The 15235-nt window shown below is 62.1% G+C and carries 15 protein-coding genes; 3 read left to right on the top strand and 12 right to left on the bottom strand.

Features of this window, described 5'->3' with window-relative positions:
• Positions 1-28: 28 nt before the first annotated feature.
• From B5V02_RS13570 to fabA, 4 genes are all read right to left on the bottom strand, one after another.
• Positions 29-1573, bottom strand: a complete 1545-nt coding sequence (locus B5V02_RS13570; RefSeq protein ID WP_111544678.1) for a putative bifunctional diguanylate cyclase/phosphodiesterase — start codon at positions 1571-1573, stop codon at positions 29-31.
• Positions 1574-1779: 206 nt separating this feature from the next.
• On the bottom strand, positions 1780-2592 hold the full coding sequence (fabI, locus tag B5V02_RS13565; RefSeq protein ID WP_111544677.1) for an enoyl-ACP reductase FabI: 813 nt from the start codon (positions 2590-2592) through the stop codon (positions 1780-1782).
• An 11-nt stretch (positions 2593-2603) separates the two neighbouring features.
• Entirely contained in the window at positions 2604-3824 is a 1221-nt protein-coding gene (gene fabB, locus B5V02_RS13560) for a beta-ketoacyl-ACP synthase I (protein ID WP_111544676.1), read from the bottom strand.
• A gap of 38 nt (positions 3825-3862) precedes the next feature.
• On the bottom strand, positions 3863-4381 hold the full coding sequence (gene fabA / locus B5V02_RS13555; protein ID WP_111544675.1) for a 3-hydroxyacyl-[acyl-carrier-protein] dehydratase FabA: 519 nt from the start codon (positions 4379-4381) through the stop codon (positions 3863-3865).
• A gap of 243 nt (positions 4382-4624) precedes the next feature.
• Here fabA and irrA point away from each other — a divergent pair, with 243 nt between their 5' ends.
• Complete coding sequence (gene irrA, locus B5V02_RS13550) at positions 4625-5056, top strand: iron response transcriptional regulator IrrA (RefSeq protein ID WP_167458528.1); 432 nt, start codon at positions 4625-4627, stop codon at positions 5054-5056.
• 82 nt (positions 5057-5138) lie between these two features.
• A complete protein-coding gene (locus tag B5V02_RS13545) occupies positions 5139-5498 on the top strand; it encodes a DUF4260 domain-containing protein (protein ID WP_111544673.1) in 360 nt (119 codons plus the stop codon).
• 80 nt (positions 5499-5578) lie between these two features.
• On the opposite strand, the gene B5V02_RS13540 is transcribed toward B5V02_RS13545, so the two are convergent.
• A complete protein-coding gene (locus B5V02_RS13540) occupies positions 5579-6139 on the bottom strand; it encodes an SH3 domain-containing protein (RefSeq protein WP_111545383.1) in 561 nt (186 codons plus the stop codon).
• Positions 6140-6290: 151 nt separating this feature from the next.
• Here B5V02_RS13540 and B5V02_RS13535 point away from each other — a divergent pair, with 151 nt between their 5' ends.
• Positions 6291-7292: a 2-hydroxyacid dehydrogenase gene (locus B5V02_RS13535; RefSeq protein WP_111544672.1), complete on the top strand. Its 1002-nt coding sequence runs from the start codon at positions 6291-6293 to the stop codon at positions 7290-7292.
• Positions 7293-7443: 151 nt separating this feature from the next.
• On the opposite strand, the gene B5V02_RS13530 is transcribed toward B5V02_RS13535, so the two are convergent.
• From B5V02_RS13530 to B5V02_RS13500, 7 genes are all read right to left on the bottom strand, one after another.
• The gene (locus tag B5V02_RS13530; RefSeq protein ID WP_111544671.1) at positions 7444-7932 is read right to left on the bottom strand and encodes a GNAT family N-acetyltransferase; all 489 of its coding nucleotides are present in this window, start codon (positions 7930-7932) and stop codon (positions 7444-7446) included.
• Positions 7933-7936: 4 nt separating this feature from the next.
• Positions 7937-8692: a molybdopterin-synthase adenylyltransferase MoeB gene (locus tag B5V02_RS13525; protein ID WP_111544670.1), complete on the bottom strand. Its 756-nt coding sequence runs from the start codon at positions 8690-8692 to the stop codon at positions 7937-7939.
• 156 nt (positions 8693-8848) lie between these two features.
• Positions 8849-9988 carry a DNA replication/repair protein RecF gene (gene recF, locus B5V02_RS13520; protein WP_111544669.1) on the bottom strand — a complete coding sequence of 380 codons (1140 nt, stop codon included), beginning with the start codon at positions 9986-9988 and terminating at the stop codon, positions 8849-8851.
• A 172-nt stretch (positions 9989-10160) separates the two neighbouring features.
• A complete protein-coding gene (gene dnaN / locus B5V02_RS13515; protein WP_111544668.1) occupies positions 10161-11279 on the bottom strand; it encodes a DNA polymerase III subunit beta in 1119 nt (372 codons plus the stop codon).
• Positions 11280-11584: 305 nt separating this feature from the next.
• Positions 11585-13132, bottom strand: a complete 1548-nt coding sequence (dnaA, locus tag B5V02_RS13510) for a chromosomal replication initiator protein DnaA (protein ID WP_111545382.1) — start codon at positions 13130-13132, stop codon at positions 11585-11587.
• 849 nt (positions 13133-13981) lie between these two features.
• Entirely contained in the window at positions 13982-14248 is a 267-nt protein-coding gene (gene rpsT / locus B5V02_RS13505) for a 30S ribosomal protein S20 (protein ID WP_027039558.1), read from the bottom strand.
• Between the two features lie 160 nt (positions 14249-14408).
• Positions 14409-15182: an enoyl-CoA hydratase gene (locus B5V02_RS13500; RefSeq protein WP_111544667.1), complete on the bottom strand. Its 774-nt coding sequence runs from the start codon at positions 15180-15182 to the stop codon at positions 14409-14411.
• Positions 15183-15235: the final 53 nt, after the last annotated feature.

Raw genomic sequence — 15235 nt, 5'->3', positions numbered from 1 at the left:
GCTTGAGTGAGCAGATGCGGCACCACGTTCAATGCAGATTGGCGACGCGCCGCGTCTCGTCGGTGACGTGAACGTCGCCAACCCTGAACTTGAGTGGCGCAGGCCTGCCGAACAGGTAGCCCTGCACCACTTCGCAGCCGGCTGCCCTCAGCAGCGTCGCCTGGCTTTCGGTCTCGACGCCTTCGGCGATGATGCTCACGCCAAGCGCGCGCGAAAGCCCGACAATGGTCGAAACGACCGCGCCGGAGCTGGAGTCCGTGTCGAGGCGGCTGACGAAGGAGCGGTCGATCTTCAGCTTGCCGAACGAGAAGTCGATCAGGTAGCTCAGATTGGAATAGCCGGTGCCGAAATCATCGACGGCAACCGAGATGCCCATGTCTGCAAGCTGCTTCAGGATGGTGGCGGCGCGGTCGCGATCCTGCATCATTGCCGTCTCGGTCACTTCCAGTTCCAGCCGCGACGGCTTGATACCGGTGCTCGTCATGGTGTCGCGCACGATACCGACGAAGTCCTTGGTCATGAACTGCACGGGTGAGATGTTGACGGCGACGAAGCAGTCGTCGGGCAGATGGCGGGCGTCGCTGCAGGCCTTGCGCAGCACCCATTCGCCGATCGGACCGATCATGCCGGTCTCCTCGGCGATCGGAATGAACTCCATCGGCGGGATCATGCCGCGTTCGGGATGCCGCCAGCGGATCAGCGCTTCATAACCGACGATGCGGCCGGTCGGGAGATCGAGCTGCGGCTGGTAGTGAAGGTCGAAGTCGCCCCGCTCGAAGGCAACGTGCAACTCGGACTCGACCCACTGGCGATGGTCGGCGACCCTGCCCATCTCGGCGTGGAAGACCGACCAGTTGCCGACGCCGCTGGCGCGCGCATTCTGCAGCGCCAGATTGGAGCGGCGCAGGATGAGGACGGGATCGACACCGTCCTTTGGCATTGCCACGATGCCCACTGACAGGCTGACCGATTGCAGGTGCGTGCTGAGCTCATAGGGCTCCATCATCTCGTCGATGAGCCTCTCGACGGCACTTTCCAGCGACCCCGACACCTGGTTGTCGGGGAGCAGAACGGCGAATTCACCGGCGCCGATTCGTCCGATTGCCACGCGTTGCGGCACGCAGGTCTTCAATCGCTTGGTGAAGGCACGGATCAACTCGTCGCCCTGACTGTAGCCGATAGCGTCGTTGATCTGTTTGAACCGATCGATGTCGATGTCGATGAGGAACATCGGCTCGCCCGTCCGGCTGGTCGCGCATGCCGCCTCGGCGATCTTGCCGACCATCGCCGGACGCGCCAGCAGGCCGGTCAGCTTGTCGAAATGGGTTTCGTTGAAGACGAAGTCCACCGATTCATCGACGCCGGCGAAGAAGGACATCGCGGCTACCGACGCCGCCAGTGCGCAAAGGGCAGCCAACATTGCGACCAGCATGTCCACCGATATGCCGGCAAAACCATCGCCGAGACCGTGCTTCAGGCCCCAGAGTCCGAGGACGAAACTGCCGATACCCGAGCTTGCTATGGTGAGCAATCGGAACACCGGCGTTCGCTTCGGGTTGCTGACGACAGGCATTGAAAGGTCCCCAGAGTACAGGGCTTTCTAGCGGATATGTCTTTAAAATGAGTTTCCGCGAATGCGTCCAATTTTATTGGACCGGAAGTATTTCTTGTGCGGACTAAAGCGTGTCGCGTTGAAACGGATTCGCTCGACGCACTTTAAGCTTGTGTTTTATGCATGTCGTCGTCCCAAAACCGCTGCGCACTTTTGGGCGCCATGCATTAGTCTCGCCCGCCGTCGGTCTGCTTCAATTCATCGAGCGTCGGCATGGAAACGATGTGATAGCCGGAATCGACATAATGGATTTCGCCGGTAACGCCCGAAGACAGATCGGACAACAGATAAAGCGCGGAACCGCCGACCTCATCGATGGTCACGGTGCGGCGCAGCGGCGAGTTGCGCTGCTGGTAGGAGAACATGTGGCGCGCATCGGAAATCCCGGCGCCGGCGAGCGTACGCACCGGTCCAGCTGATATGCCGTTCACCCGGATGCCGCGCGGACCGTAGTCGTTGGCGAGGTAGCGCACACTGGCCTCCAGCCCGGCCTTGGCGACGCCCATGACATTGTAGTTCGGCATGACACGGACCGAACCCGCATAGGTCAGCGTGATCATCGATCCGCCGTCGGGCATCAAGGCGGCGGCCTGGCGGGCGATCTCGGTGAAGGAGTAGCAGGAGATCACCATGGTGCGGACGAAATTGTCCCGGCTGGTATCGGCGTAGAGGCCCTTCAGTTCGTTCTTGTCGGAAAAGCCGATGGCGTGGACGACGAAATCAAGCCCGCCCCAGGCATTGCCCAGGGTCTCGAACGTGGCGGCGACCGAAGCGCTGTCCTCGACGTCGCACGGCACGACCAGCGAGGCGCCGAGCTTGTCGGCGAGTGGCTTGACCCGGCGCCCGAAGGCGTCACCCTGATAGGTGAAAGCGAGCTCCGCCCCATGTTCGGACAATTTCCGGGCGATACCCCAGGCGATCGAATGATCGTTGGCGACACCCATGACAAGCCCGCGCTTGCCCTTCATCAATCCGTCCATGCAGGCAGTCCTTATGCGGAATAGCGCTGGAAAACGAGCGTTGCGTTGGTGCCACCGAAGCCGAACGAATTTGACAAAACAGTGTCGATTTTGGCGTTGTCGATGCGCTTTCGCACGATCGGCATGCCCTCGAATTCGGGGTCGAGGGTTTCGATATGCGCGCTTTCGCCGATGAAACCGCCCTGCATCATCAGGATCGAGTAGATGGATTCTTGCACGCCGGCGGCGCCCAGCGAGTGGCCGGTCAGCGATTTCGTCGACGTGATGTACGGCATCTTTTCGCCGAATACCTCGCGGATCGCGGCCATTTCCTTGGAATCGCCCACCGGCGTCGACGTGCCATGAGTGTTGATGTAGTCGACCGGTGTGGAAACCGTCGCCATTGCCTGGCGCATGCAGCGGACCGCGCCTTCGCCGGATGGCGCCACCATGTCGAAGCCGTCCGAGGTTGCGCCATAGCCGACGATCTCGGCGTAGATCTTGGCGCCGCGCGCCTTGGCATGCTCCAGCTCTTCCAGCACCAGCACGCCGGCGCCGCCGGCGATGACGAAGCCGTCGCGATTGGCGTCATAGGCGCGCGAGGCGGCGGATGCCCGGTCGTTGAATTTCGACGACATGGCACCCATGGCGTCAAACAGGTCCGACATCGTCCAGTCGAGGTCCTCATGGCCGCCGGCAAAGACCATGTCCTGCTTGCCCCACTGGATTAGTTCGTAGCCATTGCCGATGCAATGTGCCGAGGTCGAGCAGGCCGACGAGATCGAGTAGTTGACGCCGTGGATCTTGAACCAGGTGGCAAGCGTTGCCGATGCGGTCGACGACATTGCCTTTGGCACCGCGAACGGACCGATGCGCTTGGGACTGCCGTTCTTCAGCGTGATCTCTGCCGCTTCGACGATGGTGCTGGTGGATGGTCCGCCAGATCCCATGACGATGCCGGTGCGCTCATTGGTGATGTCGCTCTCGCCGAGGCCGGCATCCGCGATCGCCTGATCCATGGCGACGTGGTTCCAGGCGGCACCTTTCGACAGGAAGCGCATCGCGCGGCGATCGATCATCGCGGATGGATCGAGCGTCGGCGCTCCCCAGACCTGGCAGCGGAAGCCATGTTCGGCGAAGGAATCGGAGAAGCTGATGCCGGATCTGGCGTCATGCAGCGAGGTTTGCACCTCGTTGGCATTGTTGCCGATCGACGACACGATGCCGAGGCCTGTGACTACGACACGTCTCATTCGCAACTCCTTCCAGGGGGGCCGGCCGGGGTTCCCGGTCAGCCGACCGCCGACTGCTTGGACAGACCGACCTTCAAATCCGTTGCCGCGTATATGGGTTCGCCATCCGCCTTCAGCCAGCCATCGGCAATGCCGAGCACCAGCCGGCCGCGCATCACGCGCTTGAAGTCGATCCCATACTCGACCTTCTTCACCGAGGGCGTCACCATGCCCCTGAATTTTACCTCACCGGTCGACAGCGCCATTCCCTTGCCGGGTTCACCGAGCCAGCCGAGATAGAAGCCCGTCAATTGCCACATGGCGTCGAGGCCGAGGCACCCGGGCATGATCGGATTGCCGATGAAATGGCAGGCAAAGAACCACAGGTCCGGCTTGATGTCGAATTCCGCGCGGATGAAGCCCTTGTCGAAGGCGCCGCCCGTCTCGCTGATCTCGGTGATGCGGTCGAACATCAGCATGGGCGGATAGGGAAGCTGGGCATTGCCCGGTCCGAACAGTTCGCCGCGGGCGCAGGCCAGCAATTCGTCGTAGTCGTAGCTGGATTTCGAACCCGCCATCAATCTCGTCCCCATATCGTTCCGGGCTATCGGGCGCCCTTGTCGTTGGTTTCCTAACACAATCTGTTTCAGGCCGGAAACCGGCGTTTGCGCTTAACCTGCTCGTCTGCCTGGGTCAATGCGCGCTATTGATCGCATTCGGACGACAGAATATATGTCAGCAGGGGTCCGGGTTCGGCAGACGTTCATTTTTTTGCCATTCTGGGCGTGTCTTAGGGCGGAACTGTGGGGTTCGACAAGAAGATGGGCCTGGACGGTCGGAAGGAAAATGTCGCTGTGGACAAGCGGGTCCGTGAAGCCGGCCTGAGGCCGACACGCCAACGCATTGCGCTGGCCGACCTGCTTTTCGCCAAGGGCGACCGCCATCTGTCGGCCGAGGAACTGCACGAGGAGGCGGTCGCCGCCGGCGTGCCGGTGTCGCTGGCCACCGTCTACAATGCCCTTCACCAGTTCACCCAGGCAGGCCTGTTGCGCATCCTCGCCGTTGAGGGCGCGAAGACCTATTTCGACACCAACACCTCCGACCACCACCATTTCTACATCGAAGGCGAAAACCGCATATTCGACATCGACAGCGGTCCGGTGACGGTTGCCAACCTGCCGGAGCCGCCGGAGGGGATGGAGATCGCCAATGTCGACATCGTGGTGAGGCTGCGCCCCAAGCGCTGCGAATGACCGGCGAGGCCAGAATAAACGGCAAGGCCAGAATGATCGACCAGGCCGGAATAATCGGCCAGGCCAGAATAATCGGCAAGGGATGAAACCCCTCGACCTGACAATCCGGCTCGAATGGGCCATCGTTGCGGTGGCTGCCGTCGTCTTCTACGGTTCAACCGGCATGTCCTGGTGGCTCTTCGGATTGCTTATCCTGGCGCCTGACTTGTCGATGTTTGGCTATCTGGCCGGGCCGCGCGTCGGTGCCCTTGCCTACAACGCCCTGCATATCCTGATCGTGCCCGTGCTGCTGCTGCTTGCCGGTCATCTGTCCGGCAATGCGACCGCGACGGCGGTTGCATTGATCTGGATCGCCCACATCGCCATCGATCGTGCGCTGGGCTACGGCCTGAAGCTGCCAACCGGCTTTCAGGACACCCATCTCGGCCGTATCGGGCGCTAAGAGACTGTCTGGACGCTCTACTCTGGCGCCCGTCTGATGGCGGTTCCCGCGCCTCCGCGACCGCGAATAAGGTCAAAAGATCAGTTCTTGACCCGTTCACCGGGATAGGCGCCCCAGACAACCGACTGGGCGAGCCAGCCGGTGTGGCCATCGAACGTCATTTCACACCACTGGCCGTCGCAGGACTTGATCGTGCCCATGACGCCAGGCTCGACCATCGCGACCACCCTTGCGTCCTTTTCAGGGCTGTTGAGAAGGTTGACCTGGGCACCCTTGCCGCGCTGCCACGGGGCGACGATTGCCGTGCGCCGGCCGGAAAGCAGCGACTGGTTGATCCAGCCTTCCGAACCGTCGGCATCGCGTACGCGGCGCCATGTATCGAATTCCTGGATGATCTCCATAGGCAGGCCGGCCTTCATGTACATCCAGTCGACCGAGTAGTTGGCGCCGGGGCCGACGCGCGAGTTGACGCGGCCGGATTTCAGGCTGACGAATCGCGGCAGCGGCAGACCGCTCGGGCCGAGCGTGACGACGCTCTGGGCAGGTGCTGCCGCACTCTGCGCCGCGGCAAGCGGAGGATAAAGCAGAGCGCCGAGAAATGCTGCACTGAGGGTCAGGCGAAGCGACGCGAAACCAGACACTTTCATTCCTTTCGGCGCTTGCCTTGGCGCCCCTTTTTCTTTGTCTTCGGCGGCACCGCTTGTTACATGGGGTAATCGGCACCGCGACCGGCTTTCAGTTTCGCCGGTCTTGGTTAAAGAGGTCTCAACGAGATCGGGATACGAGGAAACAATGGCAGGCAAAAAGAAGCCTCTCGTGGTCATCACGCGAAAGCTGCCCGACCTGGTCGAGACCCGCATGCGCGAACTGTTCGATGCCCGGCTGAATGTCGAGGACAGGCCGATGACGCAACCGGAGCTGGTTGCGGCGGTCAAGGAAGCCGACGTGCTGGTGCCGACGGTGACCGACCAGATCGATGCCGCGCTGATCGCCCAGGCCGGCGACAATCTCAAGCTGATCGCCAATTTCGGCAATGGCGTCGACAAGATCGATGTCGAGGCCGCGGCCAAGAAGGGCATCACCGTCACCAATACGCCCAATGTGCTGACCGAGGACACCGCCGATATGACCCTGGCGCTGATGCTGGCGGTGCCGCGGCGGCTGGTGGAAGGCGCCAACGTGCTCACCGGCGACAAGAAATGGGCCGGCTGGTCGCCGACCTGGATGCTTGGCCGGCGCATCTGGGGCAAGCGGCTCGGCATTGTCGGCATGGGGCGCATCGGCACCGCGGTCGCGAGGCGCGCCAAAGCCTTCGGTCTGTCGATCCACTACCACAACCGCCATCGCGTGCTGCCGGCCGTGGAAGACGGGCTGGAAGCGACCTATTGGGAAAGCCTCGACCAGATGCTGGCCCGCATGGACATCATTTCGGTCAATTGCCCGTCGACGCCGGCGACCTTCCATCTGCTTTCGGCGCGGCGGCTGGCGCTGCTGCAGCCCACGGCCTATGTCGTCAACACCGCGCGCGGCGACATCATCGACGAGGAAGCGCTGGTCAAGCTGATCCAGGACGGCAAGATCGCCGGCGCCGGCCTCGACGTCTACGAGCACGAGCCGGCACTGAACGCAAAGCTGCTGAAGCTCGCCGCCAAGGGCAAGGTCGTGCTTCTGCCGCATATGGGCTCGGCGACGCTCGAAGGCCGCATCGACATGGGCGAAAAGGTCATCATCAACATCCGCGCATTCGTCGACGGCCACCGTCCGCCGGATCGCGTGCTGCCGCTTAGAGTATGATCCCGAAAAGTGGAGACCGGTTTTCTCGGACAAACGGAAACCGTTTGTCTAGAGATCATGCTCAAACAAAGAGATAGAGCCCCATCCCGATTCCATCGGGATGGAATAGGCTCTAGAACCTGACGCCAGGCTTTCGAAAGAAAGACAACGCTTACGCAAGGACCTTGCGCATGGTGATCGAGGTTGGCCGGATATAGCCCTCATGCGCCGTCCGTTCGGTCTCGTGAAAGCCGAAGCGGGCAAAGGCCGCATGGTTTCCGGTCAGTTCGATCCGCGTCTGAAGCTCGACCGCAGCCTTGCCTCGGCTGCGGCCAAGATCCTCGACCGCCTGCATCAACCGCCGGCCAATGCCTTGTCCCTGACAATCCGGCGCAACGGCGAGCTTGCCGACATAATATTCCGCCGTCCTTTCAAGGGCAAAAACGCAGCCGACGATCCTGTCACCGTTGAGCGCCACGAAGCCAATCTCACGCCGCGCCTTGTCGCGCAGAGTGTCGGCGGTCAGCAGGTGCGCCGAGGAGGGCGGGTCGATGACGCCGTCCATGCCGGCGAAGGCATCCGTGATCAATGCGAGCACATCGTCCCAGCGGTCGAAATCGGCTGGGATCCGCGTGATGGAGACAGCTTCTTTCCAGTTCACGGTGTCAGTTTCTCTTGTAGCGGATGGTGTCGAAGCGCGCGGCCAGCGCATCATAGAGCAGCAGCCGGCCAACCAGCGGCTCGCCGATGCCGGTGATCAGCTTGATCGCCTCCATCGCCTGCAGCGTGCCGACGACGCCGGTCAGCGCACCAAGCACACCGGCCTCGGCACAAGACGGCACCAGGCCAGGCGGCGGCGGTTCCGGAAACAGATCGCGATAGCCGGGGTTGGGCTTGCCGTCCTTGCCGTCTTCGAATGGCTTCAGCACGGTCACCGAGCCGTCGAAGCGTCCGACGGCGGCATGCACCAGCGGTTTCCTCTCGCTCGCGCAGGCGTCGGCCACCGCATAGCGGGTTTCGAAATTGTCGGAACCGTCGACGACGATGTCATAACGGGCGACGAGGGCAGGGGCATTGTCCGTGGTCAGCCGGAACGTGTGCGTCTCGACGATGGTGTTAGGATTGATGCGCTCGATTGCCGCCTTGGCACTACCGGTTTTCAGCATGCCGACAGTGTCGGTGCCGTGAATGACCTGGCGCTGCAGGTTGGAAAGCGAAACGGTGTCATCGTCGATCACGCCGAGCGTGCCGACGCCGGCGGCGGCAAGATATTCGAGCACCGGCGCGCCTAGCCCGCCGGCACCGATGACCAGAACCCGCGCCTGCTTCAGTCTCTGCTGGCCGGCGCCGCCGACCTCGGGCAGCACGATGTGGCGGGCATAGCGTTCGATCTCGTCGGCGGTCAGGGCGGCAGCGGTCATTGCCGGACCATATAGTGGCTGAAAAATCTTGTCAGGAGCTAATGCATGTCGCCCAAAAGTGCGAAGCGGTTTTGGGACAACGACATGCATAACCCCAATGCATGTCGCCTAAAAGTGTGAAGCGGTTTTGGGACAACGACATGCATGAACAAAGATCTAGATCGTTGGCCCAACCGTGCCGTGGTCGACAGTCAGGAATTGCGCACGCCCCTTGAGACTGGAAAACAGCGCCGCATCGGTTCCGGTCATGAACGCCTGGCAGTTCAAGTCTTCGAGGATGGAAAACAGCGCCGCGCGCCGCCCGCCATCGAGATGCGCGGCAATTTCGTCGAGCAGCAGGATCGGTGTCATGCCTGACATCTCGCCGGTCAGCCGGGCGTGTGACAGGACGATGCCGACCAGTAGCGCCTTCTGCTCACCTGTGGAGCAGAGCTCGGCCGGCATTGCCTTGGGGCGGTGCCGAACCACCAGATCCGATCGGTGCGGTCCCTCGAGCGTGCGCCCGGCGGCGCGGTCGCGGTCACGGCCGTCGGCAAGCGTCCGACGGAACCGCTCCTCGACATCGACTGCCGGCGCGGCGGCAATCTCGGCCTCCAGGTCACCCGAAAGGCCGATATCGGCCTGCGGAAACGGTCCGGTGTCGGGCAGCCTGTCGATCATTGCGGCCAGCAGGCGCACCATCTCGGCGCGCGCGGCGGCGATCGCCACACCGGTTTCGGCCATTTGTGTCTCGATCGCCTCGAACCAACGGTCGTCCCGGGAACCTTCGGTAAGCAGTCGGTTACGGCCGCGCATCGCCTTCTCGTAGTCGATCGCGCGCTGGCCGTGGCCGGGATCGATCGCCAGCACCAGCCGATCGAGAAAGCGCCGGCGATCCGCGGCCGGTCCGGTGAACAACGCGTCCATCGCAGGTGTCAGCCACACCACGCGCAGCCATTCCAGCATGTCCTCGGCTGAACGCGCCGAAGCGCCGTTGATACGCACCCGCCTGCCGCCTTCGCCAGCACCGTCGCCACCCGAAATGCCCGTACCGATCTCGACCTGGCCGTCGGGCCCGTCGAGCCGCGCATGCAGGGCAAAGCCGCCGTCGCCGCCCTCGCGCGCCACATCCGCATAAGGCGCGCGGCGCAAGCCGCGTCCCGGCGTCAGCAAGGAGATCGCTTCGAGGAGATTGGTCTTGCCGGCACCGTTGTCGCCGGAAAAAACCACAGCACCCGGCGCCAGGTCGATCACCAGCCCCGCGTAGTTGCGAAAATTGGTAAGTGTAAGCTTACTTATGTAAGTCTGTGCCGGCAACCGCTATCCGCCTATAGAGCGGTTCGTCGTTTCACGGAAACGCAGAACCGCTCTATCTCTTTGTTTTGATGCAATTCCGGACGGAAAACCGTTTCGCACTTTTCCTGGAATTGCTCTAGAAGTCGCCGCAACCATCGTTCTCGCTGCCGGTCCAGTCGCGAAGCCGGATTGGTTAGACCCGCATCGGCATCAGGACGTAGAGCGCGGTCTCGTCGGCCATGTCGTGGATCAGCGTCGGCGAACCGGCGTCGGCCAGCATGAACTTGGCCTCCGTGCCGGTCAGCTGCGCGGCAACGTCGAGCAGGTACTTGGCGTTGAAGCCGATCTCGATCGGATCGGACGAATAGTCGGCGGCCAGTTCCTCGGTGGCGCTGCCTGAATCCGGATTGTTGACCGCAAGCGTCACCTGACCCTCGCTGATCGAAAGCTTCACCGCGCGGCCGCGTTCGGAGGAGATGGTCGAGACGCGATCGACTGCGGCGGCGAAACTCTGGCGGTCGATGATCAGCCTCTTGTCGTTACCGGTCGGAATGACCCGCTGATAGTCCGGGAAGGTGCCGTCGATAAGCTTCGAGGTCAAAACCACGCTGCCGATGGTGAAGCGGATCTTGGTGTCCGACAGTTCGGTGGTGACCGCGACATCCGGATCGTCGACCAGCTTCTGCAGCTCGCTCACGGTCTTGCGCGGAATGATGATGCCCGGCATGCCCTCGGAACCCGCCGGCGCGTCGATCTCGGCGCGCGCCAGACGGTGGCCGTCGGTCGCCACAGAGCGCAGCTTCAGCTTGCCGCCGACCTCATGCGTGTGCAGGTAGATGCCGTTCAGATAATAGCGCGTCTCTTCGGTGGAGATGGCGAACTGGGTCTTCTCGATCAGGCCTTTCAGGGCAACCGAGTCGAGACGGAAGATATGCGAGAAGGATCCGGCCGAAAGCTCGGGGAAGTCGGATTGCGGCAGGCACTGGAGGCGGAAGCTCGAACGGCCGGACGTCACCGACATGGCGTTGCCGTCCTCGTCCGTCTTCAGCATCACCTCGGCGCCGTCGGCGAGCTTGCGCACGATGTCGTAGAGCAGATGTGCGGGAACCGTCGTCGCCCCGCCGCGCTCCACCTTGGCAGGCGTTGCTTCCGTCACCTCGAGGTCGAGATCGGTCGCCTTCATTTCGAGGCTGGCGCCCTCGGCGCTGAGCAGCACGTTGGACAGGATCGGTATGGTGTTGCGCCGCTCGACCACACGGTGGACGTGATTGAGCGACTTCAGGAGATTTGACCGTTCCAGGATAACACGCATGACGAAACAGGCTCGCTTGAATGAATGACGGGTCACCAGTGAGCGGCGCCCCGCGAAAGATCTGAACAGGCTCAGAATCTGCGTAAACTGACAGGAAAAAACCAGCAAACGCAAGCCCGCGCCACCGGTTCGGGTCGGCTACGCGGGCTTTCTGGGGATAAAGGGCACGAAGTCCGCGAGCCGGTGTCGTAAAACCGAAATCCGGATCGCTTCCAGGCAATGCAGCGAGCCCATTCCGGGTTCAGGGCTGCACCCGCAAGCCATTGAATTCCGGTGCTGTTCCGGTTCGAGTTCCCCCGCGCCGGTCAGGCCTGGTCGTTGATCAACCGCCTCAAGAGCTCAAGTTCCTGCGCCAGCGTGTTGTCGTTGCCGGAAAGGTCCTCGATCTTGCGCACGGCGTGCAGCACCGTGGTGTGGTCGCGGCCGCCGAAACGCCGTCCGATCTCAGGCAGCGAGCGCGGCGTCATCACCTTCGACAGATACATGGCGACCTGCCGCGGCTTGACGATGGTGCGCGTGCGCCGGTTGGACAGCAACTCGGTTTTCGACACGTTGTAGTGGCGCGCGACGATGCGCTGGATGTCCTCGATGCGGACCCGCTTCGGCTCGCCGGTGCGATAGATGTGGCCGAGGATCTCGTCGATCCGGTCGATGGTGATCTGCGGTTCGAAGGACTGGCGGAACAGCAGCTGATTGAACGCCCCTTCCAGCTCGCGTCCGCTGCCGGTGACGGTGCGGGCGACGTGATTGAGGATCTCCTCCGAAATATTGAGCGATGCGTCATCGACCCTGGCGGTGGCAAGGCGCAGGTTGAGCATGCCAAGGCGCATGGCGAAATCGGGCGCCGACATTTCAAGCGCGACGCCGCCATTGAGACGCGAGCGGACCCGCGGTTCGAGCGATTCCAGTTCCGAAGGCGGCCGGTCGGCGGCAACGACGACTTGCTTGGCGCTGTCGAGCAACATGTTGATCAGATGGCAGAATTCATGCTGGATCGACTTGCCCTGCAGGAACTGCATGTCATCGATGATGAGCAGGTCGATGTCACGCAGCTGTTCCTTGAGCGTCAGTGCATTGTTGTCACGGATCGCGGTGGCAAAGCGCCACATGAAATACTCGGCCGTGAGATAGACGACGCGCGACTTGGGGTTCTGCTTCAGCGATTCCGCGGCGATTGCCTGCAACAGGTGTGTCTTGCCGAGCCCAACGGTTGCGTGAAGGAAAAGCGGATTGAAGCGCACCGCGCTCGATTGCGATTCCGCCACTGCCTTGGCGGCGGCGAAGGCCACCCGGTTCGACGGTCCCTCGATGAAGGAGCCGAATGTGTAGCGCGGATCGAGCGGCGAGCCGAGCACGTTGTGCCGGAATTCGCTCTCGACCGGTGTGCCCGGACGCGGAGCCGGTGCACGCTCTGTCCGGCCGGGGCTGACGGTGCCGGCGGCAAGCGCCGTCTGCGTCTGCCGCGTCATCTTGGCTCGTGCAGGGGCCACCTCCGGCTCGACCTGGCTGCGCCCCTGGCGCGTCGCCGTGCGCACGACGATCTCGATCTTGAGGAGATCGGGATCCTCCTGTTTCCACAGTTCTGAGATGAGGTCGAGATAGTGACCGTTGATCCATGAGCGCAGGAAGGCGGTGGGCACCGAGATGCGGATGATGCCCTTGGAAGCCTCCGCGACCTTCATGCGGCCGAACCAGCTCGAATAGACTTCGGTTCCCAGGCGCGCCTTCAACTGGGTCTTGACCCGGTCGAATTTCTGTTCCGCGTCGCTGGACACCGCCATGTCGTTTGCTCCGACCAAAGTTCCAGGAAATGGGAGGTCGCCCGTAAGCTCCCTTTCGATGCCGCTCTGCATGATCTTTTCCTTGTCCTTCCGTACCTGTTTCCACCGGGGATGCGCCTCCTGCATCCGTGTTCCGGCAATTGCGTCTTCGCTACGGTGCCTGCTGCCGCCGCTGGCAGATGACATCGCCAATATCCGGGGGAAACCGGTGCCGGCCCATGGAAGCCAGCCCGCGTTGGGTATGTCAGGGCAATACGACACCGTCCGGCGAAAAGAGCGCCGGCGCGCCGTCTACCTGCCATGTCTAGTTACGCCAGTCCCCTACCGTATCGAAAAAGACAAACCAAACCCGTCCACGGACTTGATCCGCGTCGCAAATCCCGCCAATTTAAGCTGGCCGTTTCAGGCTGGGTCAAGGGCCGGAGCCCCTCCCTTTCGACAGACCGACATTACCGAAATCGCTGTGGATAGGGCAAGGCCGGGACTAACCGATTTTTAAGGAATCTGGTTACTAGAGGCAGGTTCGAGTGGCATGCCGCAACGGCACATTTTAACAAAGCCATTGTGATTCAAACTCTTTTCCGGCGAATATGAAAAAGCCGGCACGGCGCGAAATTTTCTGAAATAATTCACTTGACAGCTACTTGTCCCCCATCGCCCCGGCTCGATGTGAACAAGCTGTGGACGACTATCCGTAACTATCTGAAAAATATAGATTATTTCTGAGGGTCGAGAATTTTTTAGCTGACTCTTTTCGAGCATGCCGACCATCAGCGGGCATGCATGTGCCGGCAAAGCATTTCGAACTGCGAAATCCGTGTTGTTCACCGTTTCCGAGTATTCTTTTTAAGTACTTGCCGGCAAACGAAAAAACCCGGCACAATCGGCCGGGTTCCAAGAACGTCAGTCCAGGAAGTGATGTCAGGCAGACAGAACCTTGACCCGCTGGGCCAGTCGCGACACCTTGCGCGACGCGGTGTTCTTGTGGATCACGCCCTTGGTTGCGGCGCGCATCAATTCCGGCTCCGCGATCTTGAAGGCCGCCTGTGCGGCAGCCTTGTCACCGGAGGCAAGTGCCTCTTCGACCTGGCGGATATAAGTGCGGACGCGCGAGCGACGGTTCTTGTTGACCGCCGCGCGGCGTACGATCTTGCGCGTTGCCTTTTTGGCCGAGGATGTATTGGCCATGATGCCTCTCTTCTGATCTGGTCGGCGCATGCGGGATGCCGCAGGGCGCAAAAAACAAACGGGCAGCCACGGGGCCGCCTCGGTTGGTGCGGCTTATAGTTCAGCTTTTCCGGCGCGTCAACGCCGCTTGGCCTTCTTTTTGGCGACCGTCGGACTGGCGTCAGCGGTTGCTGAAATTCGGCTTCCGCTTCTCGGCGAAGGCCGCCATGCCTTCCTTCTGGTCCTCGAGCGCGAACAGCGAGTGAAACAGCCGGCGCTCGAACCGCAATCCCTCGGCAAGCGTCGTCTCAAAGGCGCGGTTGACGGCCTCCTTTGCCATCATCACCGATGGCAGCGAGAAGTCGGCGATCCTGGCGGCCGCCTTCAGCGCCTCCTCGACGAGCTCGCCGGCAGGCACGACCCGCGACACCAGGCCCGAACGCTCGGCTTCGGCTGCATCCATCATCCGTCCGGTCAGGCACATATCCATCGCCTTCGACTTGCCGACGAAGCGGGTCAGCCGTTGCGACCCGCCCATGCCGGGAATGACGCCGAGCGTGATTTCGGGCTGGCCGAACTTGGCCGTGTCGGCGGCAATGATGAAATCGCACATCATCGCCAGCTCGCAGCCGCCGCCTAGCGCGTAGCCGGCCACCGCAGCGATGATCGGCTTCCGCGCCCGCGTAAACTCCTCCCAGCCAACGAAGAAGTCCTGCAGATAGGCATCCACATAGGAGATCGCCTGCATCTCCTTGATGTCGGCGCCGGCAGCGAAAGCCTTTTCAGAACCGGTGATGACCATGGCGCCGATGCCGGCATCGGCGCCGAAGCCGTTCACGGCTGCCACCAGTTCGGCCAGGATCTGGGAATTCAGCGCGTTGAGCGCCTGCGGCCTGTTCAGCGTGATCAGCCCGACCTTGCCGCGCCTCTCGGTGATGATCGTCTCATAGGCCATGACTTGCTTCTCCTCGCTCGCCCATCGTCCAGAGCGGCTCATCGTTTCACTGA

Origin of the sequence: Mesorhizobium kowhaii (assembly GCF_003253745.1) — a bacterium.
GTDB classification, from domain to species: Bacteria; Pseudomonadota; Alphaproteobacteria; order Rhizobiales; family Rhizobiaceae; genus Mesorhizobium; species Mesorhizobium kowhaii.
The sequence above is the reverse complement of the archived record's forward strand: the minus strand, read 5'-3'. Positions and strand labels throughout refer to the sequence as shown.